Source organism: Microvirga terrestris, from assembly GCF_015694425.1.
Taxonomy (GTDB): Bacteria; Pseudomonadota; Alphaproteobacteria; order Rhizobiales; family Beijerinckiaceae; genus Microvirga; species Microvirga terrestris.
The window spans coordinates 525588-551562 of sequence record NZ_JADQDN010000001.1 but is presented as its reverse complement, the minus strand read 5'-3'; the positions used below and the strand labels follow the sequence as shown (position 1 = coordinate 551562).

The following is a 25975-nucleotide window of genomic DNA, read 5'->3' as shown; positions in this document are numbered from 1 at the left end:
GACTTCGTCGAGATTGCTCGCCTTCAGGCGAGGCATCTGTTGTTAGCGTCTGCGCGCACCCTTGAGCTTCGCCTTCTTGACGAGGCCCTCATACTGATGAGCAAGCAGGTGACCGTGCACCTGAGCAACCGTGTCCATGGTAACAGACACGACGATCAGAAGCGAAGTCCCGCCAAAGTAGAATGGCAACGCCGCATAAGACACCAGGAGTTCGGGAATCAGGCAGATGATCACCAGGTAAATCGCACCAAGCACCGTGATGCGGGTCAGAACCTGATCGATGAAATCCGCCGTCCGCTCGCCGGGGCGGATGCCCGGGATGAAGCCGCCCTGCTTCTTCAGGTTGTCGGCCGTCTCCGTCGGATTGAACACGATGGCCGTATAGAAGAAAGCGAAGAACACGATCAGGGCCGCATACAGGAACATGTAAGCTGGGCGGCCGTGGCCGAGATAGGCAGTCAGCGTGGAAATGAAGCCCGTGCCGTCCGCATTGGTCTGGAAGCTGGCAATAGTCGCCGGAAGCAGAAGCAGCGAGGAGGCGAATATCGGCGGGATCACGCCCGAGGTGTTCAGCTTGAGCGGCAGGAAGGAGGTCTGGCCCTCATACATGCGGTTGCCGACCTGGCGCTTCGGGTAGTTGATGAGAAGACGCCGCTGGGCGCGCTCCATGAACACCACGAAGTAGATGATGGCGACTGCCATCACGATCACGCCGATGATCAGGCCTGTCGAGATCGCGCCCTGGCGGCCAAGCTCGAGGGTGCCGGCAATGGCAGTCGGCAGGTTCGCCACGATCCCGGCAAAGATGATGAGCGACGTGCCGTTGCCGATGCCGCGGGAGGTGATCTGCTCACCGAGCCACATGAGGAACATGGTGCCACCGGTGAGGGTGATCACGGTCGAGATCAGGAAGAACGGACCGGGCGCATCCACGATGTTGCCGGAGCCCTGAAGGCCCACCGCAATGCCCCAAGACTGGAACAGCGCCAGCATCACTGTGAGATAGCGGGTGTACTGGTTCAGGATCTTGCGGCCGGCCTCGCCTTCTTTCTTCAGCGCCTCGAGGGAGGGCAGAACGGAAGTAAGCAGCTGAACAATGATCGAGGCCGAGATATACGGCATGATGTTCAGGGCAAAGATCGCCATGCGCTCCACGGCGCCGCCTGAGAACATGTTGAAAAGGCCGAGCACGCCTCCGCTGGCGTTCTGGAAGCTCTGCGCCAGGGCCTCCGGGTTGATGCCGGGCAGCGGGATGTAAGTGCCGAGACGATAGACGATGAGGGCGCCCAAGGTGAACCAGATGCGCTTTTTCAGCTCATCGGCCTTGGCAATGGCGCCGAAATTGATGTTTGCCGCAAGTTGCTCGGCTGCTGAGGCCATAGTGGTGTCCCCGAAATACTTGAACCGTGACGGTTATCACGCAAACGGCGGCCACGCGATCATAACGCGGGCCGCCGCTTGGATCTTAGTCAATGTGGGCGCTGGCTCACGCCTGCGCAACGCCACCCAGCAGGGTGACAGAGCCACCGGCCTTCTCGATCGCTTCGACGGCCGACTTGGACGCGCCATGGACCTGGAAGGAAAGCTTCGTCTTGAGTTCGCCGACGCCGAGGATCTTCACGCCGTCGCGCGGCTTGGAGACCACCCCGGCAGCGACCAGCGACTCGACGGTGACGGCAGTGCCCTTGTCGAGCTTGCCGGCTTCGACGGCCTGCTGGATGCGGCCGACGTTGACCTCGTTGAGATCAATGGCGTTCGGCTTGTTGAAGCCGCGCTTCGGTAGACGACGATGCAGAGGCATCTGACCGCCTTCGAAGCCCTTGATCGCTACGCCGGAACGGGACGTCTGTCCCTTGACGCCACGACCGCCGGTCTTGCCCTTGCCGGAGCCGATACCACGGCCGACACGCATGCGGTTCTTGGTAGAACCTTCGTTGTCACGAATTTCGTTGAGTTTCATGACGCTCTCCTCACTGCCCGTCGACAACGCGCACGAGGTGCTTGACCTTTTCGATCATGCCGCGAACCGCAGGCGTGTCTTCCAAGGTCGAAGTACGGTGAAGCTTGTTGAGCTTGAGACCGATCAGCGTCTGACGCTGCTTGGCCTCGCGGCGGATCGGCGAACCGATCTGCTCAACGGTGACGGTGGATGCTGCCGTAGCAGGCTTCTTTGCCATGGTTACAGCCTCCCTTACGCTTCAGCGCCAGCAGCTTCGCTGGTGTCAGCGTCACGGCGGCGAGCCTGCAGCGTCGAGACCTTCAGGCCACGGCGAGCGGCGACCGAACGCGGGCTATCCTCGTTCTTGAGCGCATCGAAGGTCGCGCGGACGAGGTTGTACGGATTCGACGAGCCGAGCGACTTGGCGACCACGTCTTGCATGCCAACCACCTCGAAGACGGCGCGCATCGGGCCGCCGGCGATGATGCCGGTACCCTGAGGAGCAGCACGGAGCACGACCTTGCCGGCGCCGTGGCGACCGTTCACGTCGTGATGCAGGGTGCGGCCTTCGCGCAGAGCAACGCGGATCATGGAGCGCTTGGCAGCGTCCGTAGCCTTACGGATGGCTTCCGGCACTTCACGGGCCTTGCCGTGACCGAAGCCGACGCGGCCCTTCTGGTCGCCGACGACGACGAGAGCAGCAAAGCCGAAACGACGGCCGCCCTTCACGACTTTGGCGACGCGGTTGATGTGGACCAGGCGGTCCACGAATTCGCTGTCGCGCTCTTCGCGATCAGCACGTTCTCTTGGTTCTCTAGCCATGAGACCTCTCACTTGCGCGGGCGGCGGGCCCGCTCGCTAAGGGTTGCTTGGATTATACCCGCCGTTAGAAATCCAGACCGCCTTCACGGGCAGCGTCGGCCAGAGCCTTGACGCGGCCATGATAGAGGTAGCCCGAACGGTCGAAGATGACCTGCTTCACGCCGGCAGCAACCGCGCGCTCAGCTACGAGCTTCCCCACTTCCTTTGCCGCATCGACGGTGGCGCCGGTCCTGAGCTTGCCTTTCAGGTCAGCCTCGAGGGTCGAAGCCGCCGCGACCGTATGGCCTCGCACGTCATCGATAACCTGGGCGTAGATCTGCTTGGACGAACGGAAGACCGACAAACGCGGACGACCATTCGCTGCCTTCTTGATCGCACGGCGCACACGAGCCTTGCGGCGATCTTCAGCGCCTTTCTTCTCAGCCATGATACGTCGTCCTTACTTCTTCTTGCCTTCCTTGCGGAAGATGAACTCGTTGGCATACTTGACGCCCTTGCCCTTATAGGGCTCCGGACCGCGATATTCGCGGATCTCGGCGGCAGTCTGACCAACGACCTGCTTGTCGATGCCAGCGACAATGACTTCCGTCGGCTTCGGCGTCGTGATCGTCACGCCCGCCGGAATCGCGTAGTCGATGTCGTGGCTGTAGCCCAGCGACAGCTTCAGCACCTTGCCGGCAACGGCGGCCTTGTAGCCAACGCCGTTGATCTCAAGACGCTTCTCGAAGCCCTTGGACACGCCTTCGACCAGGTTTGCCACCTGGGCGCGGGACATGCCCCACTTCGCACGGGCGGTCTTGGACTCGTCGCGCGGGTTCACCGCCACGGCGCCGTCTTCAAGAGCAACCAGCACTTCTTCGGGAACGAGGAACGAGAGTTCGCCCTTCGAGCCCTTAACCTTCACCATCTGACCGTCGACGGTCGCCGTCACACCTGACGGAACCGGAACGGGCTTCTTGCCTACTCGTGACATTTTCGAATCCTCGTGGTTCTGTGCGAGTGCCTGGCCTTAGAAGACCTTGCAGAGCACTTCGCCGCCCACGTTCTTCTCACGGGCCTCGTGATCGGCCATCACGCCCTGGGGCGTCGAGAGAATGGTGATGCCCAGACCGTCGGCCACGCGCGGCATGGTGTCGACGGAAGCATACACGCGGCGGCCCGGCTTGGAGACGCGCTCGATGGAGCGGATCACCGGCTGCCCGTCATAGTACTTGAGCTCGATCGAGAACTCGGTCCGGCCGTTGCCGAACTCCGTCTGCGAGTAGTCGCGGATGTAGCCCTCGGACTTGAGAACTTCGAGAACGCGAGCACGCAGCTTCGAGCCAGGGGTGGAAACAGTACCGCGACGGCGCATCTGCGCGTTGCGGATACGGGTGAGCATATCGCCCAACGGATCGTTGATCATATGATGCCCTCCCTTACCAGCTGGACTTCACGAGGCCCGGAATCAGGCCCTTGTTGCCGAGCTCGCGCAGGGCGATACGGGACATGCCGAGCTTACGGTAGTAAGCGCGGGGACGACCCGTGATCTCGCAACGGTTGCGGATGCGGGTCGGGCTCGCGTTGCGCGGCAGCTCGGCCAGCTTGAGGCGCGCCTCGAAGCGCTCCTCCATGCTCTTCGACTCGTCGTTGGCGACCGCCAGGAGGCGCTCGCGGCGACCGGCGAACTTCTTCACCAGCTCGCGACGGTGCTTGTTCTTCTCAATAGCGCTTTTCTTAGCCATGCTTTTATCTCCAGTGTCCGCGTTTGAGGACAGTTATCCTCACTGCCGGAACGGGAAGTTGAAGTGACGTAGCAGTGCGCGGGCTTCGTCGTCAGTCTTCGCCGTAGTGGTGATGATGACGTCCATGCCCCAAACCTGCTCGACCCTGTCGTAATTGATCTCAGGGAACACCAAGTGCTCCTTGATACCCATTGCGTAGTTGCCGCGGCCGTCGAACGATTTCGGGTTCAGGCCCCGGAAGTCGCGGACGCGCGGGAGCGCGATGGTCACGAAGCGGTCAAGGAACTCGTACATGCGAGCCTTCCGCAGCGTAACCTTGGCACCGATCGGCATACCCTCGCGAACCTTGAACTGCGAGATAGCCTTACGGGCCTTCGTGATCACCGGCTTCTGGCCGGCGATGAGCGCGAGATCGGCAGCGGCAACCGAAGCCTTCTTCGAGTCCGCGGTCGACTCGCCAACGCCCATGTTGAGGACGATCTTCTCGATCGTCGGCACTTCCATGGGGTTCTTGTAGCCGAATTCTTCAATCAGCTTCGGACGCACCACTTCCTCGTAGTGCTTCTTGAGCCGCGGCGTGTAGCCGTCCACCTGAGCCTTAGCCATCGATCAGGTCCCCCGAACGCTTGGCGAAACGGACCTTGCGGCCGTCTTCGAGAATTTTGAAACCAACCCGGGTCGGCTTGCCGTCCTTCGGGTCTGCGTAGGCCAGGTTCGACAGGTGGATGGCAGCCTCTTTCGAGATGATGCCCGCTTCCTGGCTTGCCGTCTGGCGCTGGTGGCGCTTCACGACGTTCACGCCGCGGACGACCGCGCGTTCTTCCTTCGGGAGCACCTGGACAACTTCACCGGTCTTGCCCTTGTCGCGACCGGTCAGGACAACGACCTTGTCGCCCTTCTTGATCTTCGCGGCCATTAGAGCACCTCCGGCGCAAGCGAAATGATTTTCATGTGGTTCTTGGCACGCAGTTCGCGGGGAACGGGGCCGAAGATACGGGTGCCGACCGGCTCTTTCTGATTGTTGATAAGAACGGCGGCATTGCGGTCGAAACGGATGACCGAACCGTCAGCGCGACGGATGTCCTTGGCGGTGCGCACGACGACCGCCTTCATGACGTCGCCCTTCTTCACGCGGCCGCGCGGGATAGCTTCTTTCACGGATACGACGATGATATCGCCCACGGAAGCGTACTTACGCTTCGAACCGCCGAGAACCTTGATGCACATCACGCGACGGGCGCCGGAATTGTCGGCGACGTCAAGATTCGTCTGCATCTGGATCATGGCTTTGATCCTTTCCTTTGTTTCAGACAGGTTTCCGGGCCAAGGCAGGATTGCCCCCCGGACTACGCCTGACGGGGATCTCTTGTCCCCTGCCCTTCATATGTCGAGAAAGGCGGCCGTATACACGAGCCGCCCTCGAATGACAACCCCTAGGGAAGGCTTTTTAGGCCTTCGCTTGGTCGACGAGCACCCAGGTCTTGAGCTTGGAGAGCGGCTTGGTCTCTTCGATGAAGACCGTGTCGCCCACCTTGGCTGTGTTGTTCTCGTCATGAGCGTGGTAGTTCTTCGTCTTACGCACGGTCTTCTTCATGACCGGGTGCGTAAAGCGACGCTCCACCTTCACAACGACCGTCTTGTCCTGCTTGTCGCTGACAACGACGCCCTGCAAAACGCGCTTTGGCATCTTGATTTCCTCTTAAGCCTTGGCCGCAGCAGCCTTCTGGCGCTGCAGTGTCTTGACGCGGGCGACGTCCCGACGGACCTCACGGACGCGTCCGGTGTTCTCGAGCTGGCCCGTGGCGCGCTGGAAGCGGAGGTTGAACTGCTCCTTCTTCAGGTTCAGCAGCTCATCCGACAGCTGGTCAGCGGACATTGCCTTAAGGTCAGAGAATCTCTGCTTGGTCTTCATGATTCCCTCCTCACTCGGCAATGCGCTGGATGAAGCGCGTCTTGATCGGAAGCTTCGCAGCGCCGAGGCGCAAGGCCTCGCGAGCGATATCCTCTGACACGCCGTCGATCTCGAACATGATACGGCCAGGCTTCACCTTGGCCGCCCAGAACTCGGGAGCACCCTTACCTTTACCCATACGCACTTCGGTCGGCTTAGACGACACCGGCACGTCCGGGAAGATACGGATCCACACCCGGCCCGCGCGCTTCATGGCGCGGGTGATGGCGCGGCGAGCCGCCTCGATCTGGCGAGCGTTGACACGCTCGGGTTCCATCGCCTTCAGGCCGAACTGGCCGAAGTTGAGGTCCGTGCCGCCCTTCGCGGTGCCGGAAATGCGGCCCTTGAACTGCTTACGGAACTTGGTTTTCTTCGGTTGCAACATGGCAAACCTCTCCTGACCTCTCGGTTACGCCGCTTGCTCGCGGCGGCCACCGGAGCGGCCTCCTTCGTCGTTCATCCGCTTGTCCTGGGCCATCGGATCGTGCTCAAGGATTTCGCCCTTGAAGATCCAGACCTTGATGCCGCAGGTGCCATAGGTCGTGAAAGCCGTGGACGTTCCGTAATCCACATCCGCACGCAGGGTGTGCAGCGGAACGCGGCCCTCGCGGTACCATTCCAGGCGGGCGATTTCAGCGCCACCCAGACGGCCCGAGCAGTTGATACGGATGCCCTCGGCACCCAGACGCATCGCCGACTGAACGGCACGCTTCATGGCACGGCGGAATGCAACGCGGCGCTCGAGCTGCTGGGCGATGGAATCGGCCACCAGCGTCGCGTCGACTTCCGGCTTGCGGACTTCGACGATGTTGATCGCCACATCCGCGTCGGTCATCTTGGCGACGAGCTTGCGGAGCTTCTCGATGTCGGCACCCTTCTTGCCGATCACCACGCCCGGACGACCCGAGTGAATGGTGACGCGGCACTTCTTGTGCGGACGCTCGATGACGATCTTCGAAACGGCGGCCTGCTTCAGCTGCTTCATCAGCGCTTCGCGGATCGCCATATCCTCGTGCATCAGCTTGGCGTACTCGCCCTTGCCGGCGAACCAGCGCGAGTCCCAGGTCCGGTTGATGCCGAGCCGAAGACCGATCGGGTTAACTTTCTGACCCATCTGGTTCTCCTTTATGCCTGTTCGGCAACTTCCCGAACCACGATCGTGAGGTTCGAGAACGGCTTTTCGATACGAGCGCCCCGGCCACGGGCCCGGGCGTGGAAGCGCTTCATGACAAGCGCCTTGCCGACGAAGGCCTGGCTGACGACGAGATCGTCCACATCGAGATTGTGGTTGTTCTCGGCGTTGGCAATGGCGCTCTCGAGGCACTTCTTCACGTCGCGAGCGATGCGCTTGCGGGAGAACTCGAGATCGGCGAGAGCCGCAGAAACCTTCTTGCCGCGGATAAGGGCCGCAACAAGGTTGAGCTTCTGGGGGCTGACGCGCAGCATGCGAGCGACGGCTTGTGCCTCTGTGTCGCTCAGTGCGCGAGGAGTCGCGGCCTTACCCATCTTACTTCCTCTTCGCCTTCTTGTCCGCCGCGTGGCCGTGGAAGGTGCGGGTCGGCGAGAACTCGCCGAACTTGTGACCCACCATTTCCTCGCTCACGTTGACGGGAATGTGCTTCTGACCGTTGTAGACCCCGAACGTGAGGCCCACAAACTGCGGGAGGATCGTGGAGCGACGGCTCCAGATCTTGATAACCTCGTTGCGGCCCGAGGAACGGGCAGCCTCGGCCTTCTTGAGGAGGTAGCCGTCGACGAACGGACCCTTCCAAAGCGAACGTGCCATGACGTGCCTCTATCCTTACTTCTTCCGAGCGTGACGGCTCGACACGATGAACTTGTCGGTCCGCTTGTTCGAACGGGTTTTCTTGCCCTTGGTCGGAACGCCCCATGGGGACACCGGATGGCGACCACCGGACGTACGGCCCTCACCACCACCGTGCGGGTGGTCGATCGGGTTCATGGAAACGCCGCGGTTGTGCGGACGCTTGCCAAGCCAGCGGTTACGACCAGCCTTACCGATCGAGGTGTTCATGTGGTCAGGGTTCGACACCGCACCGACGCTGGCGAAGCACTGGCCATGGACCAGACGCTGCTCGCCGGAGTTCAGGCGGACCGTCACGTAGCCCTGGTCACGACCCACGATTTGGGCGTAGGTGCCGGCGGAGCGGGCGAGTGCGCCACCCTTGCCGACCTTCAGCTCCACATTGTGGATGATCGTTCCCACCGGCATGTTGCCGATCGGCATCGCGTTGCCCGGCTTGATGTCGACCTGCTCGCCGGCCGACACCTGGTCGCCGACAGCCAGACGCTGCGGGGCCAGGATGTAGGCTTGCTCGCCGTCGGCGTAGCCGATGAGCGCGATGAAGGCGGTGCGGTTCGGATCGTACTCGATCCGCTCCACGGTCGCCACATCGCCCATACGGCCGCGACGCTTGAAGTCGACCAGGCGCAGGGTTCGCTTGTGACCACCGCCACGGAAGCGGACGGTCACGCGACCCAGGTTGTTACGGCCGCCGGAGGAGCTCTTGCCCTCCGTCAGCTTCTTGACCGGCTTGCCCTTGTAGAGCTCGCTGCGGTCCACGATCACCAGCTGGCGTAGGCCGGGGGTGATTGGTTTGAATGTTTTCAAAGCCATCGGATCACTCTCTCAACCGATCAGAGGCCCGTCGTGACGTCGATGGTTTGGCCCTCAGCGAGGGTTATAACCGCCTTCTTCACGTCCGACCGCTGGCCGCGGGTGCCGCGGAACATCTTCACTTTGCCCTTGGTGAGGATCGTATTGACGCTCTTCACCTTGACATCGAACAGCTTCTCAACCGCTTCCTTGATCTGCGGCTTCGTCGCATCCAGTCGAACCTTGAAGACGACCTTGTTCTGTTCGGACAGGGCCGTGGCCTTCTCGGTAATGACCGGGCTCACGATTACATCGTAATGGCGCGGGTCCAGGCTCATTTGAAGCGCGCCTCCAGCGCATCGACAGCCGACTTCGTGAGAACGAGCTTCTCGCGACGCAGGATGTCATAGACGTTGATGCCCTGCACCGGCAGGACGTCGATGTTCGGGATGTTGCGAGCAGCCCGCTGGAAGTTCGTCTCGATTTCAGCGCCGCCGATGATCAGGGCGTTGCCGAGGCCGAGCTTGCCGAAGCGCTCGACGAGAGCCTTCGTCTTAGGCTCGGAGAGCGTCACGTCGTCGATCACGACGAGCGAAGCGTCCTTAGCCTTGGACGAGAGCGCGTGCCTCAGAGCGAGGGCACGAACCTTCTTGGGCAGGTCGTGTGCATGGCTGCGGACCTGCGGGCCGAAGGCACGACCGCCGCCCCGGAACTGGGGAGCGCTCGCGGCGCCGTGGCGGGCGCCGCCGGTGCCCTTCTGCTTGTAGACCTTCTTCGTGGTCCGATCAATGAGCGAGCGGTTCTTCACGGCGTGCGTACCGGCCTGGCGCTTCGCGAGCTGCCAGCGGACGCAGCGGGCCAGAAGATCGGCGCGCGGCTCGAGACCGAAGATGGCCTCGTTCAGGTCGACAGAACCAGCGGTTTTGCCCTCAAGCGTGGTGATATCAAGTTTCATCACGCATTCTCCTCTTGGGCCTGCTCAGCCTGGACGGCCGGCGCAGAGTCGTTGGCCGTGCGGAATGCGCCGGGCATCGGCACCTCTGCAGGCAGCTTGCGCTTCACCGCATCGCGGACGAAGATCCAGCCGCCGGCAACGCCAGGAACGGCGCCTTCGACGAGGATCAGACCGCGCTCGACGTCGGTCGACACCACTCGCAGGTTCTGCGTCGTGACGCGCTCGACACCCAGGTGACCCGGCATCTTCTTGTTCTTGAACGTCTTGCCCGGATCCTGGCGTCCGCCGGTCGAACCGATCGACCGGTGTGAGACCGAGACGCCGTGTGTGGCGCGCAGTCCGCCGAAGTTCCAGCGCTTCATGCCGCCGGCGAAGCCCTTACCGGTGGTGATGCCCGTGACGTCCACGAACTGACCGGCAATGAAGTGATCAGCGGTGATCTCGGCGCCGACCGGGATGACAGCATCCTCGGAGACGCGGAATTCCGCGAGCTTGCGCTTCGGCTCGACCTTGGCGATGGCAAAGTTGCCGCGCTCGGCCTTCGAAACGTTCTTCACCTTGGCCTTGCCGACGCCGACCTGCAGCGCGGTGTAGCCGTTCTTTTCCTTGGTCCGGTGGGCGACGACCTGACAGCTGTCGACCTTCAGAACCGTGACGGGGATGTGTTCGCCGGCATCCGTGAAGATGCGGGTCATCCCTAGTTTCTGTGCAATGACGCCTGAGCGCATGTGCGTATCCTCTCGGCGTGTCTACCGAAAGCTCCAGCCTAACGGCTTAGAGCTTGATTTCCACGTCCACACCAGCAGCAAGATCGAGCTTCATAAGGGCATCAACCGTCTGCGGGGTGGGGTCCACGATATCGAGAACACGCTTGTGAGTGCGCATCTCGAACTGCTCGCGCGACTTCTTGTCGATGTGCGGCGAGCGAAGCACCGTAAAGCGCTCGATGCGCGTCGGCAGCGGGATGGGCCCGCGAACCTGAGCGCCGGTCCGCTTCGCGGTCGACACGATTTCCCGTGTCGAAGCGTCGAGGATCCGATGGTCGAACGCCTTAAGGCGAATACGAATGTTTTGACCGTTCATGGCTTATCCATTCAGCAAGGGAAGCGACCGAGCCGTGACCCGGCCGCTGTCCTTTGATCCTCTATCTATCAATCCATCACGGCGGCGACGACGCCGGCGCCGACGGTACGGCCGCCCTCACGGATGGCGAAGCGCAGCTTCTCCTCCATGGCGATCGGCGCGATCAGCGTCACCTCCATGGTGATGTTGTCGCCCGGCATCACCATCTCGGTGCCTTCCGGCAGCGTCACCACGCCCGTCACGTCCGTCGTGCGGAAGTAAAACTGCGGACGGTAGTTGCCGAAGAACGGCGTATGACGACCGCCCTCTTCCTTCGTCAGGATGTAGGCCTCGGCTTTGAACTTCGTGTGCGGCTTGATCGAGCCCGGCTTGCACAGCACCTGGCCGCGCTCCACGTCCTCGCGCTTCGTGCCGCGCAGCAGAACGCCCACGTTGTCGCCCGCCTGGCCCTGGTCGAGCAGCTTGCGGAACATCTCGACGCCCGTGACCGTCGTCTTGACCGTGGCCTTCAGGCCCACGATCTCAACTTCCTCACCGACCTTCACGATGCCGCGCTCCACGCGACCCGTCACCACCGTGCCGCGGCCCGAGATCGAGAACACGTCCTCGATCGGCATCAGGAATGGCTGGTCGATCGGACGCTCCGGCTGCGGGATGTAGGCATCCACCTCGGCCATCAGCTTGAGCACCGCATCGCGGCCGATCTCAGGCTGGCGGTCCTCCAGAGCGCAAAGAGCCGAGCCCTTCACGATCGGAATGTCGTCGCCCGGGAAGTCGTACTTCGACAGAAGCTCGCGCACCTCGAGCTCAACCAGGTCAAGCAGCTCGGCGTCGTCGACCATGTCGACCTTGTTCATGAACACCACGAGAGCAGGCACGCCCACCTGGCGGGCCAGCAGGATGTGCTCGCGGGTCTGCGGCATCGGGCCGTCGGCCGACGACACCACCAGGATCGCGCCGTCCATCTGGGCCGCACCCGTGATCATGTTCTTCACGTAGTCGGCGTGGCCGGGGCAGTCCACGTGGGCATAGTGACGGTTCTTGGTCTCGTACTCCACGTGCGCGGTCGAGATCGTGATCCCGCGCGCCTTCTCTTCCGGCGCCTTGTCGATCTGGTCGTAGGCCGTAAACGTCGCCCCGCCCGACTCCGCCAGAACCTTCGTGATCGCCGCCGTCAGAGACGTCTTGCCATGGTCCACGTGACCAATCGTCCCAATGTTGCAGTGCGGCTTATTGCGCTCAAACTTTTCCTTCGCCATCGTGGCACCCGTTCCTTTGATCGTTCAAATTTCGCTTAGTGGGTTCAGGCGTACTTCGCCTGAACCTCGGCAGCCACGTTCGACGGCACCTGTTCGTAGTGGTCGAACTGCATGGTGTAGCTCGCACGACCCTGGCTCATGCCGCGCAGGGTGTTGACGTAGCCGAACATGTTGGCGAGCGGGACCATCGCGTTGATGACCACGGCGTTGCCGCGCATGTCCTGGCCTTGGATCTGGCCACGGCGAGAGTTCAGATCGCCGATCACCGAACCCGTATAGTCTTCCGGGGTCGTGACCTCGACCTTCATCACCGGCTCGAGCAGAACCGATCCGCCCTTCTGAAGGGCTTCGCGGAGCGCCGCACGGGAGGCGATTTCGAAGGCCAGGGCCGACGAGTCGACTTCGTGGAAGGCACCGTCGACGAGTTCGACCTTGAGGTCGACCACCGGGAAGCCGGCAACCACGCCAGCACCCACGACCGACTGCAGGCCCTTCTCGACGCCCGGAATGTACTCCTTCGGCACCGCACCGCCGACGATCTTCGACTCGAAGGCGAAGCCTGCACCCTGCTCGTTCGGCTGAACGACGATCTTGACGCGGGCGAACTGGCCCGTACCGCCGGTCTGCTTCTTGTGGGTGTAGTCGATCTCAGCCTTCTTCGTGACCGTCTCGCGGTAGGCGACCTGCGGAGCACCGATATTCGCATCGACCTTGTAGGTACGACGGAGAATGTCGACCTTGATGTCGAGGTGAAGCTCGCCCATGCCCTTCAGGATAGTCTGACCCGACTCCTGGTCGGTGGAGACGCGGAAGGACGGGTCCTCCGCAGCCAGCTTCGACAGGGCAAGGCCCAGCTTCTCCTGGTCGGCCTTCGACTTCGGCTCGATGGCGATTTCGATCACCGGCTCCGGGAACTCCATGCGCTCGAGGATCACGGGCTTAGCCGGATCGCAGAGCGTGTCACCGGTGCGGACTTCCTTGAGGCCGGCGAGAGCGACGATGTCGCCCGCATAGGCTTCCTTGATGTCCTCACGGTTGTTCGCATGCATCAGCAGCATGCGGCCGACACGCTCTTTCTTGTCGCGAGACGAGTTGAGCAGAGTCTCACCAGCGTTCACCTTGCCGGAATAGACGCGGCAGAAGGTGATCGTGCCGACGAAGGGGTCGTCCATGATCTTGAAGGCGAGCATGGAGAAGCCTTCGTCGTCCTTCGGCAGACGGGTTGTCGGCTCTTCGGTCTTGAAGTCGATGCCCTGGATAGCCTCACGGTCTGCCGGGGACGGCAGGAAGTCTACGACGGCGTCGAGCAGGGGCTGAACGCCCTTGTTCTTGAACGCGGAGCCGCAAAGCACCGGGTGGAAGGCGCGACGCTGCACAGCGGTACGGATCAGGCGGCGCAGAGTGGCCTCGTCCGGCTCCTGGCCATCGAGGTAGGCCATCATGGCCTCGTCGTCCATCTCGACGGCAGCTTCGACGAGCTTGCCGCGATACTCGAGGGCCTGATCCTTCAGGTCCGCCGGAATCTCGACTTCGTCGAAGTTGGCGCCGAGGGCCTCACCGGACCAGACAAGGGCCTTCATCTTGATCAGATCGACCATGCCGCGGAAATCGCTCTCCGCTCCAATCGGGATCTGAAGGCAGACAGGCTTGCCGGCAACGCGCTTGATGATGTCTGCGACGCAGTTGAAGAAGTTCGCGCCGGTCTTGTCCATCTTGTTGACGAACACGACACGGGGAACGTCGTACTTGTCGGCCTGGCGCCACACGGTCTCGGTCTGAGGCTCGACGCCCTGGTTGCCGTCGAGAACGCAGACGGCGCCGTCGAGCACGCGCAGCGAACGCTCAACTTCGATGGTGAAGTCGACGTGGCCGGGAGTGTCGATGATGTTCAGGCGCTTGTCGTTCCAGAAGCAGGTGGTCGCAGCGGACGTGATCGTGATGCCACGCTCCTGCTCCTGTTCCATCCAGTCCATGGTGGCGGCACCCTCGTGCACTTCACCGATCTTGTGGGACTTACCGGTGTAGTAAAGGATGCGCTCGGTCGTGGTGGTCTTGCCGGCATCGATGTGGGCCATGATGCCGAAGTTGCGGTAGTCCTCAATCGCGTGCGTGCGGGGCATCGCTCAGCTCCTCAGACCTTTACCAGCGGTAATGCGAGAACGCACGGTTGGCTTCCGCCATACGGTGGGTGTCTTCGCGCTTCTTCACGGCATTGCCGCGGTTGTTCGAGGCATCGAGCAGCTCAGCGGAGAGACGCTCGATCATGGTCTTGTCGTTGCGCCCGCGAGCCGCCTGGATGATCCAGCGGATCGCGAGAGCCTGACGGCGCTCGGTACGAACTTCGACCGGGACCTGATAGGTCGCACCGCCGACGCGGCGGGAACGGACCTCGATCGCCGGAGCGACGTTGTCGAGGGCCTGCTTGAAGACCTCGAGCGGGTTCGCCTTGGCACGGCTTTCGATGCTGTCGAACGCACCGTAGACGATGCTTTCGGCTGCGGACTTCTTGCCGTCGTACATGATGGAATTCATGAACTTGGTGACGACGATATCGCCGAACTTCGCGTCCGGGATGATCTCACGCTTTTCGGCGCTATGGCGGCGGGACATGAGCTAGCTCCGACCTCAAATACAGTTGACGGCTTACTTCGGCCGCTTCGCGCCGTACTTCGAACGACGCTGCTTACGATTCTTCACGCCCTGGGTGTCGAGGACACCGCGGAGGATGTGATAACGGACACCCGGAAGGTCCTTCACGCGACCGCCGCGGATCATGACCACGGAGTGCTCTTGAAGGTTGTGACCCTCGCCCGGGATATACCCGATGACTTCGAACCCGTTCGTCAGACGAACCTTGGCGACCTTACGCAGAGCCGAGTTCGGCTTCTTCGGGGTCGTCGTATAAACGCGCGTGCACACGCCACGCTTCTGCGGGCAGGCCTCAAGCGCGGGAACCTTATTCCGGCTCTTTTGCGCAGTCCGCGGCTTGCGGATCAGCTGAGAGATCGTTGGCATCCTGTGCCCTCTTTGACCGGCCACCCGACAGGTGGCCATGAATGTGTCTTCAACGGTTGAACGCCGCCCTTCGCTTCTGCGGACCCATTTAGGTTGCACAAAACGAAGCCACGCCATTGACTTGGGTAAGCCCCTGGCGCGGTGCGATTGCAGAGGACCACGATCTGGTGACCGCGGTCGTGCCCTAAATCTGACAAGTGTCAGTCAAGGTTGAGTTCGGCAGCGTTTAGGTGGCATCCGTCGAAGCTAGGCGCCTCGACTGGCGAAAACCTACGGCCAGCCGGAAAGTCCGGTCTCTCTAGCGTCCGAGTCGCGCAAAGTCAACACTTTTCGGTAACGATCCAGAAAGGCGCTCCCTAAACGACGGGATCCAGCCGGGCCTGTCCCTTCCATAGGCTTTTCCTCCACCCGGCACAAGGTTATGAAGTAGCAACGGCATTGAGGGACGAACGGTGACGGCGGCGATCCATTTCGAGACAGAAGCCTTCGATGTGACCCATGGGAAACCAATGGACCGCCATTTCGCCGGTCACGGCTTCCTCTCGGCCTACGCCCGGTATTCGTCTCATAAGGATCCGATCGGGTATGTCGGCAATGCCAAGATCGGCGCTGAATTCAGCAGCTTCATCAAGAGCTTCCGCCCTGTAAGCTCACCGCAATACATCGTGACCGCCAAGGCTGGAGCCCTGAGGCAGGTCGGCTGTCTCTTTACACCCAGCCCGATCAATGCCGCGCAAACCTGGCAGAGGGAACTTCACGGGCCGAGGTCCTGGAGCCTATGCGGGGTGAATCACACCCTGTCGTCCGCCCGGGCCATGGACGGGCTAACCGGCCTCCTCACGGCTGCAGTGCAGCCTTGGGATGCGATCATCTGCACATCGACGGCCTCCCGTGCGGTCATCGAAACTCTGTTTGCGCGCCAGGAGGATCATCTGTCGCGTCGCCTGGGTGCGAGCCGCTTCGTCAGGCCGCAACTTCCGGTGATTCCCCTTGGTGTGAACTGTGAGACTCAGGCCCGGCGTTCGGAGCGCAGGGGCGAGGCGCGCGCCTCCCTCGGCGTCGAACCGGGTGATTTCGTCGTCCTGTTTCTCGGACGGCTGTCTTTCCACGCCAAGGCAAATCCGGCTCCCATGTATCTGGCCCTGGAGCGCTTGGCCGCCCGTCATCGGGTCGTCCTGATCGAATGCGGCTGGACGGCCAACGATCAGATCGCTCAGGCCTTCTCGGAAGCGAGGGCCAAGCTCTGCCCATCGGTCCGATCCATCGTGCTCGATGGCCGCGTCAATGAGGTGCGCGACAGAGCCTGGGCGGCGGCAGACGTGTTCTGCTCTCTGTCCGACAACATTCAGGAGACCTTCGGTCTCACCCCTATCGAGGCCATGGCGGCCGGGCTGCCCGTGGTGGTGACGGATTGGGACGGGTATAAAGATACCGTCAGGAACGGCATCGACGGATTTGCCATTCCGACTGTGGCTGCACCGCCAGGAGCGGGACAGCATCTTGCCACGCGCCATGCGCTCGAGATCGACACTTACGATTCCTATATCGGCCAAGCCTCGACTGCGGTCGCCGTGGACGTGGATGCGACGGCGGCTGCCTTCGAGCGCCTTGCGGCCAATCCGGACCTACGGCGACGCATGGGCGCCAACGGGAAGGCCCGTGCGAGAGAGCGCTTCGAGTGGGAGGTCATCGTCAAAGCCTATGAAGAGCTGTGGCAGGAACTGGCTGCTTTGAGGAATGCCGGACAGGCAGCGCCCTCCCCTGAAGCTAAGCTTGGTTTCTGGCCGTCTCGTCCCGATCCGTTCGAACTCTTCGCGAGCTTCCCGTCGATCCCCTTTTCGAGCCAGAAGGTCTTTTCGCAGGTAGGTGATATTGCTGAGACCGAGGTGCAGGAGCGGCTTAGTCTGAAGATGTCCTTAGTGAATGCATCACCGGATATCTCCGCAGCCTTCCTCCTGGCGGTGTGGAAGGTGGCTGGCGGCCACGGAGCGACAGTCCGGGATGTCCTTGCCACGCACCAGAACACCTCGGCGGCCCTGGCCGTCAGAGCCCTCCTATGGCTGACGAAGCTCGGGCTTCTCAAAACTGACTCTTAAGCCAACCGCCCACGAAAAAGGCCGCCCGGAGGCGGCCTTTTCATTCTCGTGATGCCGTCGCAGCTTATTCGGCGGCCGGAGGCAGCTCGCTGACCTGAGCCTGGGACTCGGAGCGCTTCTGCTGCAGGATCAGCTCGTCGCGATGGGTCGCAACGGCCTTGATCTGAGCGGTGAGTGCGCCCGTGCCAGCCGGGATCAGGCTGCCGACGATGACGTTCTCCTTGAGGCCCTCGAGGGTGTCGACCTTGCCGTTGACCGCCGCTTCCGTGAGGACGCGGGTGGTCTCCTGGAAGGACGCCGCCGAGATGAAGGAGCGGGTTTGCAGCGAGGCCTTGGTGATGCCGAGGAGAACCGGCACGCCAACGGCGGGCTTCTTCTTCTCAGACACCAGACGCTCGTTGATCTCCTCGAACTCGAGACGATCCACCTGTTCACCGGTGAGCAGCTCGGAATCGCCGCCCTCGGTGATCTCAACCTTCTGAAGCATCTGGCGAACGATCACCTCGATGTGCTTGTCGTTGATGAGCACGCCTTGGAGACGGTAGACCTCCTGGATCTCGTTGACGAGATAGGCCGCGAGTTCCTCGACGCCCTTGATCGCCAGGATGTCGTGCGGAGCCGGGTTGCCGTCGACGATGAAATCGCCGGTCTCGACCACGTCGTTATCCTGCAGGTGGATGTGCTTGCCCTTCGGGATCAGGTACTCCACCGGCTCGGAGCCATCGTGCGGGTTCAGCGTCAGACGACGCTTGCTCTTGTAGTCGCGGCCGAACTGAATCGTGCCGGACTTCTCCGCAATGATGGCCGCATCCTTCGGACGACGGGCCTCGAACAGCTCCGCCACGCGCGGCAGACCGCCCGTGATGTCGCGGGTCTTGGCGCTCTCGGTCGAGACACGGGCGAGGATATCGCCGGCCTTGACCTTCGAGCCCGGATCGGCCGCGAGGATCGCATCCACGGGCAGAAGATACCGGGCGTCACCGCCGCGGGCGACCTTCGCCACCTTGCCGCCGGCGCCCTGGATGACCACCGCCGGGCGCAGGTCGGCTGTCCGCGGAGAACCGCGCCAGTCGATGACCACGCGCTTGGCGATGCCGGTCGACTCGTCCATCGATTCGATCATCGATGCGCCGTCCACGAGGTCCTCGTAGCCCACCGTACCGTCGATTTCCGTGAGGATCGGACGGGAGTACGGATCCCACTCGGCGATACGCTGACCGCGCTTGATCGTGTCGCCCTCGTCCACCTTCAGGCGGGAGCCGTACTGCAGGCGGTGAACCGCCCGCTCGGTGCCGTCCTGGCCGATAATCACAACAGCCACGTTGCGGCCCATGACGACGAGATCGCCGTCGGAGTTGCGCGCAATGTTCTTGTTGCGGAAGCCGATCGTGCCTTCGAAGCTCGACTCGATGAAGGACGAGTCGGCGATCTGGGCCGCGCCGCCGATGTGGAAGGTACGCATGGTGAGCTGCGTGCCCGGCTCGCCGATGGACTGCGCGGCGATGACCCCGACAGCCTCGCCGTGGTTGACCGGGGTACCCCGGGCCAGGTCGCGGCCGTAGCAGGTGGCGCAGACGCCGTTCTTCGACTCGCAGACGAGCACGGAGCGGATCTTCACCTCTTGGATACCGGCAGCGCCAATCCCCTCGAGATGATGCTCCTCGATCATCGTTCCCTTGGGCACGATGACGGCGCCGTCCTGGGCCAGCAGATCCTCTGCCGTTGAGCGGCCGAGGATGCGGGACGCCAGCGACGCGACCACCTGGCCGGCATCGATGATGGCACGCATCTTGATGCCGCGCTCGGTGCCGCAATCCGGCTCACGGATGACCGCGTCCTGCGCCACGTCGACGAGGCGGCGGGTCAGGTAACCCGAGTTCGCCGTCTTGAGCGCGGTGTCGGCCAGACCCTTACGGGCGCCGTGGGTCGAGTTGAAGTACTCGAGAACGTCGAGGCCTTCCTTGAAGTTCGAGATGATCGGCGTCTCGATGATCTCGCCCGACGGCTTGGCCATGAGGCCACGCATGGCAGCGAGCTGCTTCATCTGAGCCGGCGAACCACGAGCGCCCGAGTGGGACATCATGTAGATCGAGTTGACCGGCTTATCGCGGCCGTTCTCGTCCTTCTGCACCGTGGAGATGCGGTTCATCATTTCGCCGGCGAGACGGTCCGAGCACTTCGCCCAGGCGTCGACAACCTTGTTGTACTTCTCGCCCTGGGTGATGAGGCCGTCCTGGTACTGCTGCTCGTAGTCCTTCGCGAGGGCACGGGTCTCCTCGACGATCTCCCACTTGTTCTCCGGGATCACCATGTCGTCCTTGCCGAACGAGATGCCGGCCTTGAACGCATTGTAGAAGCCGAGGCCCATGATGCGGTCGCAGAAGATCACCGACTCCTTCTGACCGCAATGCCGGTACACGGCATCGATCATGTTGGAGATCTCCTTCTTGGTCATGAGCTTGTTCACGACGTCGAAGGGGAGCATCGGGTGCTTCGGCAGGAGGCGCGAGAGCATGACACGGCCGGCCGTGGTGTCGACGATCTTCGACACCGGCTTGCCGTCCTCGTCGAGGCCTTCCCAGCGGTAGCGGATCTTCGTGTGGAGCGTGATGACCTTCTCGTTCAGGGCATGCTCGATCTCGCCCATGTCGGCGAAAGCCTTGCCCTGTCCGGGCTGACCATCGGACACGATGGAGAGATAGTAGAGGCCGAGAACGATGTCCTGCGACGGCACGATGATCGGCTGACCGTTGGCCGGGTGCAGGATGTTGTTGGTCGACATCATCAGCACGCGGGCTTCAAGCTGAGCCTCGAGCGAGAGCGGCACGTGAACGGCCATCTGGTCGCCGTCGAAGTCCGCGTTGAACGCGGCGCAGACGAGCGGGTGCAGCTGGATCGCCTTGCCCTCGATCAGGGTGGGCTCGAACGCCTGGATGCCCAGACGGTGCAGCGTCGGAGCGCGGTTCAGGAGAACCGGGTGCTCGCGGATGACCTCGTCCAGGATGTCCCAAACCTCGGGCTTCTCCTTCTCGACGAGCTTCTTCGCCTGCTTGACGGTGGCGGAGAGGCCGCGCGCGTCGAGCTTGGCGTAGATGAACGGCTTGAAGAGCTCGAGCGCCATCTTCTTCGGCAGGCCGCACTGGTGCAGCTTGAGCTCGGGACCCACCACGATGACCGAGCGGCCCGAGTAGTCCACGCGCTTGCCGAGCAGGTTCTGACGGAACCGGCCCTGCTTGCCCTTCAGCATGTCGGCGAGCGACTTCAGCGGACGCTTGTTGGCGCCGGTGATGACGCGGCCACGGCGGCCGTTGTCGAAGAGGGCGTCGACCGCCTCCTGGAGCATGCGCTTCTCGTTGCGGACGATGATATCCGGCGCGCGCAGCTCCATGAGCCGCTTCAGGCGGTTGTTGCGGTTGATGACGCGGCGGTAGAGGTCGTTCAGGTCCGAGGTCGCGAAGCGGCCGCCGTCCAGTGGCACGAGCGGGCGCAGGTCCGGCGGGATCACCGGAACGACCGTCATGATCATCCATTCGGGCTTGTTGCCCGACTGGACGAAGGCCTCGATGATCTTGAGGCGCTTCATGAGCTTCTTGGGCTTCAGCTCGGACGTGGTGACCGCGATCTCCTCGCGGATCTCTTGGGCGGTCTTCTCGAGATCAAGCTCCTGCAGGATCCGGCGGATGGCTTCCGCGCCGATCATGGCCGTGAACGTGTCCTCACCGAACTCGTCCTGAGCACGGATGTACTCCTCCTCGGAGAGGAGCTGACGTTCCTTGAGCGGCGAGAGGCCCGCATCGACGACGATGTAGGATTCGAAATAGAGGATGCGCTCCAGATCCTTCAGGGTCATGTCGAGCAGCAGACCGATGCGGCTCGGCAGGGACTTGAGGAACCAGATGTGAGCGACGGGCGCGGCGAGCTCGATGTGGCCCATGCGATCGCGACGGACGCGGGCCAGCGTCACCTCGACGCCGCACTTCTCGCAGATCACGCCCTTGTACTTCATGCGCTTGTACTTGCCGCACAGGCACTCGTAGTCCTTGATCGGGCCAAAGATGCGCGCGCAGAACAAGCCGTCGCGCTCGGGCTTGAACGTACGGTAGTTGATGGTCTCCGGCTTCTTGATCTCACCGTAGGACCAGGACAGAATCTTCTCAGGGCTCGCGATCGAGATCTTGATCTGATCGAAGCTCTGCGGCTGGGCCGTCTGGTTGAAGAGATTCATGACCTCTTGATTCATCGCCGTCTCCTGGGCTGGAGGGCGCTAGATAAGCACCCTCACCGGCAATTGCATGGGGCCGCGGCATCATCGCCGCGGCCAAGCGTCATAGTTGAGCGGTCTCTTACTCGGCAGCCTCGGACGGGGGCAGCTGCCCCGCCTCGTTGGCGGCCTTCTTGGAATTGGTCAGCTCCACGTTGAGGCCGAGCGAACGCATTTCCTTGACGAGAACATTGAAGCTCTCCGGAATGCCCGACTCGAAGGTGTCGTCGCCACGAACGATGGCTTCGTAGACCTTCGTACGGCCGGCCACGTCGTCCGACTTGACCGTGAGCATTTCCTGCAGGGTGTAGGCGGCGCCGTAAGCCTCCAGTGCCCACACCTCCATTTCGCCGAAGCGCTGGCCGCCGAACTGGGCCTTGCCGCCCAGCGGCTGCTGGGTAACGAGGCTGTAGGGGCCGATGGAGCGGGCGTGGATTTTGTCGTCCACGAGGTGGTGGAGCTTCAGCATGTAGATGTAGCCCACGGTCACCTTGCGGTCGAAAGGCTCGCCGGTCTTGCCGTCATAGAGCGTCACCTGACCCGACGGGTCGAGGCCCGCCTTCTGCAGCATGAACTCGATGTCCGATTCCTTCGCACCGTCGAAGACCGGCGTGGCGAACGGAACACCGCGGCGCAGCTTGTTGCCAAGCTCGGCCAGCTCCTCGTCGGAAGCCTGCTCGATTTCGGCTAAGTTGCCGTAGATCGACACCAGCTGATCGCGAAGCCCCTTGGACTGGCCCGACCGCATATAGGCATCGACCGCCTGGGCGACCTGCTTGCCGAGACCGGCAGCAGCCCAGCCGAGGTGCGTCTCGAGGATCTGACCGACGTTCATGCGGCTCGGCACGCCCAGCGGGTTGAGCACGATGTCCGCGTGCGTCCCGTCCTCGAGGAACGGCATGTCCTCGATGGGAACGATGCGCGACACGACACCCTTGTTGCCGTGACGGCCGGCCATCTTGTCGCCCGGCTGGATCTTGCGCTTCACGGCGACGAAGACCTTGACCATCTTCATGACGCCCGGAGGAAGCTCGTCGCCGCGCTGCAGCTTCTCGACCTTGTCGAGAAAGCGCTGCTCAAGGCGCTTCTTCGACTCGTCGTACTGCTTCTGCATGGCCTCGATCTCGGTCATCAGAGCATCGTCTTCGACCGCGAACTGCCACCACTGCGACCGCGGGTGCTCGTTGAGGAGCTCGCGGGTGATCTTCGTGTCCTTCTTGAAGCCCTTCGGGCCCGCAACGGCGCTCTTGCCCGAGAGGATCTCGGCCAGACGCGCATAGGTGTTGCGGTCGAGGATCGCCTGCTCGTCGTCGCGATCCTTCGCGAGACGCTCGATTTCCTCGCGCTCGATGGCCTGGGCGCGCTCGTCCTTGTCGACGCCGTGACGGTTGAAGACACGGACTTCGACGATGGTGCCGGTCACGCCCGGGGGCACGCGCAGCGAGGTGTCGCGAACGTCGGAAGCCTTCTCGCCGAAGATGGCGCGCAGAAGCTTCTCTTCCGGCGTCATCGGGCTCTCGCCCTTCGGCGTGATCTTGCCGACGAGAATGTCGCCTGCATGAACCTCGGCGCCGATATAGACGATGCCGGCTTCGTCCAGGTTCTTCAGCGCCTCTTCCGAAACGTTCGGAATGTCGCGCGTGATTTCCTCAGGACCCAGCTTCGTATCGCGGGCCATCACCTCGAACTCCTCGATATGGATCGAGGTGAAGACGTCTTCCTTCACGATCCGCTCGGAGAGCAGGATCGAGTCTTCGAAGTTGTAGCCGTTCCACGGCATGAACGCGACGAGCACGTTCCGGCCGAGCGCCAGCTCGCCGTATTCGGTCGACGGACCGTCGGCGATGATGTCGCCCTTGCGCACGAGGTCGCCGGCGCGGACCAGCGGCTTCTGCGTGATGCAGGTCGACTGGTTGGAGCGCTGGAACTTCTGCAGGCGGTAAATGTCGACGCCCGGACGGGTCGGATCCGTGTTCTCCGTGGCGCGGACAACGATACGGGTCGCGTCCACCTGGTCGACGACGCCGGTGCGGCGGGCCGCAATAGCGGCGCCCGAGTCACGGGCCACGATAGCTTCCATGCCGGTGCCGACGAACGGAGCGTCCGCCTGCACGAGCGGCACGGCCTGACGCTGCATGTTCGAGCCCATGAGAGCGCGGTTCGCGTCGTCGTTCTCGAGGAACGGGATGAGCGCGGCCGCAACCGACACGAGCTGCTTCGGCGAAACCTCCATGAGGTCCACGCGGTCCGGAGCAACGACGATGTTGTCACCGGCGCGGCGGCAGATCACGAGCTCTTCCGTGAGGGTGCCGGTGCCGTCGAGCAGCGAGTTGGCCTGGGCGATGTTGTACTTCGCCTCTTCCATGGCCGAGAGGTAGATCACCTCGTCGGTCACGCGGCTGTCGCGCACGCGGCGGAACGGCGTCTCGATGAAGCCGTACTTGTTCACGCGGGCGAAGGTGGCCAGCGAGTTGATCAGACCGATATTCGGACCTTCCGGCGTCTCGATCGGGCAGATACGGCCGTAGTGCGTCGGGTGCACGTCGCGCACTTCGAAGCCGGCACGTTCGCGGGTCAGACCGCCCGGGCCAAGCGCCGAGAGACGACGCTTGTGCGTGACCTCGGAGAGCGGGTTGGTCTGGTCCATGAACTGCGAGAGCTGCGAGGAGCCGAAGAACTCGCGCACGGCGGCAGCCGCGGGCTTCGCGTTGATCAGGTCCTGCGGCATGACGGTGTCGATATCGACCGACGACATGCGCTCCTTGATCGCGCGCTCCATGCGGAGCAGGCCCAGGCGGTACTGGTTCTCCATGAGCTCGCCGACCGAACGCACACGGCGGTTGCCGAGGTGGTCGATGTCGTCGATCTCGCCCTTGCCGTCGCGCAGGTCCACGAGCGCCTTCGTGACCGCAAGGATGTCCTCACGGCGCAGGGTGCGCACGGTGTCCTCGGCGTCGAGGTCGAGGCGCATGTTCATCTTCACGCGGCCCACGGCCGAGAGGTCGTAGCGCTCGGCGTCGAAGAACAGCGAGTTGAACATGGCTTCCGCCGTGTCCAGGATCGGCGGCTCGCCGGGACGCATGACGCGGTAGATGTCGAACAGGGCGTCCTCGCGGGAGGAAGCCTTGTCGACGGCCAGCGTGTTGCGGATGTACGGGCCGATCGTGACGTGGTCGATGTCGAGAACCGGGATCTCGGTGAAGCCGGCTTCGTCCAGGCCCTTCAGCAGCTTTTCGGTGATCTCGTCGCCGGCCTCGGCGTAGATTTCGCCGGTGGACGGGTTGACGAGGTCGTTGCCGATATACTGACCATAGAGGTCCTCATCGGTCGCGCGCAGATTCTTGAGGCCCTTCTCGGCCAGCTGGCGGGCGGCACGCGCCGTCAGCTTCTTGCCGGCCTCGAGCACGACCTCGCCCGACTTGGCGTCAACTAGGTCCACGGAAGCCTTGAAGCCCTTCATGCGCTCCGCATCGAACGGCACCGACCAAGCGTCGCCGTCACGGGTGTAGGAGATGCGGTTGTAGAAGGTGGTGAGGATTTCCTCGCCGTCGAGCCCGAGGGCGTAGAGCAGCGACGTGACCGGAAGCTTACGCTTGCGGTCGATACGGGCATACACGATGTCCTTGGCGTCGAACTCGATGTCGAGCCAGGAACCGCGATACGGGATGATGCGGGCGGCGAACAGCAGCTTGCCGGAGGAGTGCGTCTTGCCCTTGTCGTGGTCGAAGAACACGCCCGGCGAACGGTGCATCTGCGAGACGATCACGCGCTCGGTGCCGTTCACGATGAAGGTGCCGTTGTCGGTCATGAGCGGCATGTCGCCCATGTAGACGTCCTGCTCCTTGATGTCCTTCACGGAGCGGGCGCCGGTATCCGGGTCCACATCGAACACGATGAGGCGCAGCGTCACCTTCAGCGGCGCAGCGAAGGTCATGCCGCGCTGGCGGCACTCGTCCACGTCATACTTCGGCGGCTCGAACGTGTACTTCACGAACTCGAGCAGGGCAGTATTCGAAAAGTCCGAAATCGGGAAAACCGATTTGAAGACGGCTTGCAAGCCCTCTTCCGGCCGGCCACCCTTTGGCTCTTCGACCATCAGGAACTGGTCGTAGGATGCCTTCTGAACCTCGATGAGGTTCGGCATCTCCGCCACTTCCTTGATTTTTCCGAAGAACTTGCGAATGCGCTTCCGGCCGATCAGTGTGTTGGCCATCTGGACCTCGTTCCTCATACACGGCTAATCGAGAACCCCG

At 62.6% G+C, this 25975-nt stretch carries 29 protein-coding genes; 1 reads left to right on the top strand and 28 read right to left on the bottom strand.

The features are described 5' to 3' along the window. Nucleotides 1-42: 42 nt before the first annotated feature. From secY to rpsL, 26 genes are all read right to left on the bottom strand, one after another. A complete protein-coding gene (gene secY, locus I2H36_RS02570; protein ID WP_196262294.1) occupies nt 43-1380 on the bottom strand; it encodes a preprotein translocase subunit SecY in 1338 nt (445 codons plus the stop codon). 106 nt (nt 1381-1486) lie between these two features. Continuing rightward, entirely contained in the window at nt 1487-1960 is a 474-nt protein-coding gene (gene rplO, locus I2H36_RS02565) for a 50S ribosomal protein L15 (RefSeq protein ID WP_196262293.1), read from the bottom strand. Nucleotides 1961-1970: 10 nt separating this feature from the next. Then, nucleotides 1971-2177 carry a 50S ribosomal protein L30 gene (gene rpmD, locus I2H36_RS02560; protein ID WP_183450887.1) on the bottom strand — a complete coding sequence of 69 codons (207 nt, stop codon included), beginning with the start codon at nt 2175-2177 and terminating at the stop codon, nt 1971-1973. Between the two features lie 14 nt (nt 2178-2191). Further along, entirely contained in the window at nt 2192-2761 is a 570-nt protein-coding gene (gene rpsE, locus I2H36_RS02555) for a 30S ribosomal protein S5 (protein WP_099511403.1), read from the bottom strand. Nucleotides 2762-2825: 64 nt separating this feature from the next. Beyond that, on the bottom strand, nt 2826-3188 hold the full coding sequence (gene rplR, locus I2H36_RS02550; RefSeq protein WP_196262292.1) for a 50S ribosomal protein L18: 363 nt from the start codon (nt 3186-3188) through the stop codon (nt 2826-2828). A 12-nt stretch (nt 3189-3200) separates the two neighbouring features. After that, nucleotides 3201-3734 carry a 50S ribosomal protein L6 gene (gene rplF / locus I2H36_RS02545; protein WP_196262291.1) on the bottom strand — a complete coding sequence of 178 codons (534 nt, stop codon included), beginning with the start codon at nt 3732-3734 and terminating at the stop codon, nt 3201-3203. Nucleotides 3735-3770: 36 nt separating this feature from the next. Continuing rightward, on the bottom strand, nt 3771-4166 hold the full coding sequence (rpsH, locus tag I2H36_RS02540) for a 30S ribosomal protein S8 (protein WP_036352993.1): 396 nt from the start codon (nt 4164-4166) through the stop codon (nt 3771-3773). Nucleotides 4167-4179: 13 nt separating this feature from the next. Next, nucleotides 4180-4485 carry a 30S ribosomal protein S14 gene (gene rpsN / locus I2H36_RS02535; RefSeq protein WP_036352989.1) on the bottom strand — a complete coding sequence of 102 codons (306 nt, stop codon included), beginning with the start codon at nt 4483-4485 and terminating at the stop codon, nt 4180-4182. 39 nt (nt 4486-4524) lie between these two features. Next, nucleotides 4525-5091, bottom strand: coding sequence for a 50S ribosomal protein L5 (gene rplE, locus I2H36_RS02530; RefSeq protein ID WP_036352985.1), 567 nt, complete (start codon nt 5089-5091; stop codon nt 4525-4527). Then, complete coding sequence (gene rplX, locus I2H36_RS02525; RefSeq protein WP_196262290.1) at nt 5084-5401, bottom strand: 50S ribosomal protein L24; 318 nt, start codon at nt 5399-5401, stop codon at nt 5084-5086. Before rplX ends, rplE begins: the two co-directional genes overlap by 8 nt. After that, nucleotides 5401-5769 carry a 50S ribosomal protein L14 gene (gene rplN / locus I2H36_RS02520; RefSeq protein ID WP_009764309.1) on the bottom strand — a complete coding sequence of 123 codons (369 nt, stop codon included), beginning with the start codon at nt 5767-5769 and terminating at the stop codon, nt 5401-5403. The genes rplX and rplN overlap by 1 nt, the downstream gene beginning before the upstream one ends. Before the next feature lie 163 nt (nt 5770-5932). Further along, nucleotides 5933-6172, bottom strand: coding sequence for a 30S ribosomal protein S17 (gene rpsQ / locus I2H36_RS02515; RefSeq protein ID WP_099511396.1), 240 nt, complete (start codon nt 6170-6172; stop codon nt 5933-5935). A 12-nt stretch (nt 6173-6184) separates the two neighbouring features. Beyond that, nucleotides 6185-6397: a 50S ribosomal protein L29 gene (gene rpmC, locus I2H36_RS02510; protein WP_190846515.1), complete on the bottom strand. Its 213-nt coding sequence runs from the start codon at nt 6395-6397 to the stop codon at nt 6185-6187. Nucleotides 6398-6407: 10 nt separating this feature from the next. After that, complete coding sequence (rplP, locus tag I2H36_RS02505; protein ID WP_196262289.1) at nt 6408-6821, bottom strand: 50S ribosomal protein L16; 414 nt, start codon at nt 6819-6821, stop codon at nt 6408-6410. A 24-nt stretch (nt 6822-6845) separates the two neighbouring features. After that, nucleotides 6846-7550, bottom strand: a complete 705-nt coding sequence (rpsC, locus tag I2H36_RS02500) for a 30S ribosomal protein S3 (protein ID WP_036352970.1) — start codon at nt 7548-7550, stop codon at nt 6846-6848. A gap of 11 nt (nt 7551-7561) precedes the next feature. After that, on the bottom strand, nt 7562-7942 hold the full coding sequence (gene rplV, locus I2H36_RS02495) for a 50S ribosomal protein L22 (protein WP_036352967.1): 381 nt from the start codon (nt 7940-7942) through the stop codon (nt 7562-7564). Between the two features lies 1 nt (nt 7943). Then, nucleotides 7944-8222: a 30S ribosomal protein S19 gene (rpsS, locus tag I2H36_RS02490; protein ID WP_036352963.1), complete on the bottom strand. Its 279-nt coding sequence runs from the start codon at nt 8220-8222 to the stop codon at nt 7944-7946. A gap of 15 nt (nt 8223-8237) precedes the next feature. Continuing rightward, nucleotides 8238-9074 (bottom strand): 50S ribosomal protein L2, encoded by an 837-nt coding sequence (gene rplB, locus I2H36_RS02485; protein ID WP_196262288.1) that lies wholly within the window; start codon nt 9072-9074, stop codon nt 8238-8240. Between the two features lie 20 nt (nt 9075-9094). Beyond that, complete coding sequence (locus I2H36_RS02480; protein WP_196262287.1) at nt 9095-9391, bottom strand: 50S ribosomal protein L23; 297 nt, start codon at nt 9389-9391, stop codon at nt 9095-9097. Continuing rightward, entirely contained in the window at nt 9388-10008 is a 621-nt protein-coding gene (gene rplD, locus I2H36_RS02475) for a 50S ribosomal protein L4 (protein WP_196262286.1), read from the bottom strand. Before rplD ends, I2H36_RS02480 begins: the two co-directional genes overlap by 4 nt. Next, a complete protein-coding gene (gene rplC / locus I2H36_RS02470) occupies nt 10008-10736 on the bottom strand; it encodes a 50S ribosomal protein L3 (protein WP_196262285.1) in 729 nt (242 codons plus the stop codon). Before rplC ends, rplD begins: the two co-directional genes overlap by 1 nt. 46 nt (nt 10737-10782) lie before the next feature. Next, entirely contained in the window at nt 10783-11091 is a 309-nt protein-coding gene (rpsJ, locus tag I2H36_RS02465) for a 30S ribosomal protein S10 (RefSeq protein ID WP_009764298.1), read from the bottom strand. A 68-nt stretch (nt 11092-11159) separates the two neighbouring features. Then, on the bottom strand, nt 11160-12350 hold the full coding sequence (tuf, locus tag I2H36_RS02460; RefSeq protein ID WP_196262278.1) for an elongation factor Tu: 1191 nt from the start codon (nt 12348-12350) through the stop codon (nt 11160-11162). 44 nt (nt 12351-12394) lie between these two features. Further along, nucleotides 12395-14470, bottom strand: coding sequence for an elongation factor G (gene fusA, locus I2H36_RS02455; RefSeq protein WP_196262284.1), 2076 nt, complete (start codon nt 14468-14470; stop codon nt 12395-12397). Between the two features lie 19 nt (nt 14471-14489). Beyond that, complete coding sequence (gene rpsG / locus I2H36_RS02450) at nt 14490-14960, bottom strand: 30S ribosomal protein S7 (protein WP_036350590.1); 471 nt, start codon at nt 14958-14960, stop codon at nt 14490-14492. Nucleotides 14961-14993: 33 nt separating this feature from the next. Then, entirely contained in the window at nt 14994-15365 is a 372-nt protein-coding gene (rpsL, locus tag I2H36_RS02445; RefSeq protein WP_009764294.1) for a 30S ribosomal protein S12, read from the bottom strand. 452 nt (nt 15366-15817) lie between these two features. Here rpsL and I2H36_RS02440 point away from each other — a divergent pair, with 452 nt between their 5' ends. Then, nucleotides 15818-17461: a glycosyltransferase gene (locus tag I2H36_RS02440; protein ID WP_196262283.1), complete on the top strand. Its 1644-nt coding sequence runs from the start codon at nt 15818-15820 to the stop codon at nt 17459-17461. A gap of 64 nt (nt 17462-17525) precedes the next feature. On the opposite strand, the gene rpoC is transcribed toward I2H36_RS02440, so the two are convergent. After that, complete coding sequence (gene rpoC / locus I2H36_RS02435) at nt 17526-21701, bottom strand: DNA-directed RNA polymerase subunit beta' (protein WP_196262282.1); 4176 nt, start codon at nt 21699-21701, stop codon at nt 17526-17528. 103 nt (nt 21702-21804) lie between these two features. Beyond that, the gene (rpoB, locus tag I2H36_RS02430; protein ID WP_196262281.1) at nt 21805-25935 is read right to left on the bottom strand and encodes a DNA-directed RNA polymerase subunit beta; all 4131 of its coding nucleotides are present in this window, start codon (nt 25933-25935) and stop codon (nt 21805-21807) included. Nucleotides 25936-25975 lie beyond the last annotated feature (40 nt).

Bases quoted from the DNA above. Each gene is read 5' to 3' on its own strand.
- I2H36_RS02480 (WP_196262287.1), bottom strand. From the start codon at position 9,391: ATGAGCCTGGACCCGCGCCATTACGATGTAATCGTGAGCCCGGTCATT.
- rplE (WP_036352985.1), bottom strand. From the start codon at position 5,091: ATGGCTAAGGCTCAGGTGGACGGCTACACGCCGCGGCTCAAGAAGCAC.
- rplX (WP_196262290.1), bottom strand. From the start codon at position 5,401: ATGGCCGCGAAGATCAAGAAGGGCGACAAGGTCGTTGTCCTGACCGGT.
- rpsL (WP_009764294.1), bottom strand. From the start codon at position 15,365: ATGCCAACGATCTCTCAGCTGATCCGCAAGCCGCGGACTGCGCAAAAG.
- rplB (WP_196262288.1), bottom strand. From the start codon at position 9,074: ATGGCTTTGAAAACATTCAAACCAATCACCCCCGGCCTACGCCAGCTG.
- rpsE (WP_099511403.1), bottom strand. From the start codon at position 2,761: ATGGCTAGAGAACCAAGAGAACGTGCTGATCGCGAAGAGCGCGACAGC.
- rpsC (WP_036352970.1), bottom strand. From the start codon at position 7,550: ATGGGTCAGAAAGTTAACCCGATCGGTCTTCGGCTCGGCATCAACCGG.
- rplV (WP_036352967.1), bottom strand. From the start codon at position 7,942: ATGGGTAAGGCCGCGACTCCTCGCGCACTGAGCGACACAGAGGCACAA.
- rplC (WP_196262285.1), bottom strand. From the start codon at position 10,736: ATGCGCTCAGGCGTCATTGCACAGAAACTAGGGATGACCCGCATCTTC.
- rpoB (WP_196262281.1), bottom strand. From the start codon at position 25,935: ATGGCCAACACACTGATCGGCCGGAAGCGCATTCGCAAGTTCTTCGGA.
- rpsH (WP_036352993.1), bottom strand. From the start codon at position 4,166: ATGATCAACGATCCGTTGGGCGATATGCTCACCCGTATCCGCAACGCG.
- rplR (WP_196262292.1), bottom strand. From the start codon at position 3,188: ATGGCTGAGAAGAAAGGCGCTGAAGATCGCCGCAAGGCTCGTGTGCGC.
- rpoC (WP_196262282.1), bottom strand. From the start codon at position 21,701: ATGAATCAAGAGGTCATGAATCTCTTCAACCAGACGGCCCAGCCGCAG.
- fusA (WP_196262284.1), bottom strand. From the start codon at position 14,470: ATGCCCCGCACGCACGCGATTGAGGACTACCGCAACTTCGGCATCATG.
- rpsN (WP_036352989.1), bottom strand. From the start codon at position 4,485: ATGGCTAAGAAAAGCGCTATTGAGAAGAACAAGCACCGTCGCGAGCTG.
- rpsG (WP_036350590.1), bottom strand. From the start codon at position 14,960: ATGTCCCGCCGCCATAGCGCCGAAAAGCGTGAGATCATCCCGGACGCG.
- rplP (WP_196262289.1), bottom strand. From the start codon at position 6,821: ATGTTGCAACCGAAGAAAACCAAGTTCCGTAAGCAGTTCAAGGGCCGC.
- rpmC (WP_190846515.1), bottom strand. From the start codon at position 6,397: ATGAAGACCAAGCAGAGATTCTCTGACCTTAAGGCAATGTCCGCTGAC.
- rpsS (WP_036352963.1), bottom strand. From the start codon at position 8,222: ATGGCACGTTCGCTTTGGAAGGGTCCGTTCGTCGACGGCTACCTCCTC.
- secY (WP_196262294.1), bottom strand. From the start codon at position 1,380: ATGGCCTCAGCAGCCGAGCAACTTGCGGCAAACATCAATTTCGGCGCC.
- rplO (WP_196262293.1), bottom strand. From the start codon at position 1,960: ATGAAACTCAACGAAATTCGTGACAACGAAGGTTCTACCAAGAACCGC.
- rplD (WP_196262286.1), bottom strand. From the start codon at position 10,008: ATGAAACTTGATATCACCACGCTTGAGGGCAAAACCGCTGGTTCTGTC.
- rplN (WP_009764309.1), bottom strand. From the start codon at position 5,769: ATGATCCAGATGCAGACGAATCTTGACGTCGCCGACAATTCCGGCGCC.
- rpsQ (WP_099511396.1), bottom strand. From the start codon at position 6,172: ATGCCAAAGCGCGTTTTGCAGGGCGTCGTTGTCAGCGACAAGCAGGAC.
- rpsJ (WP_009764298.1), bottom strand. From the start codon at position 11,091: ATGAACGGTCAAAACATTCGTATTCGCCTTAAGGCGTTCGACCATCGG.
- rplF (WP_196262291.1), bottom strand. From the start codon at position 3,734: ATGTCACGAGTAGGCAAGAAGCCCGTTCCGGTTCCGTCAGGTGTGACG.
- tuf (WP_196262278.1), bottom strand. From the start codon at position 12,350: ATGGCGAAGGAAAAGTTTGAGCGCAATAAGCCGCACTGCAACATTGGG.
- rpmD (WP_183450887.1), bottom strand. From the start codon at position 2,177: ATGGCAAAGAAGCCTGCTACGGCAGCATCCACCGTCACCGTTGAGCAG.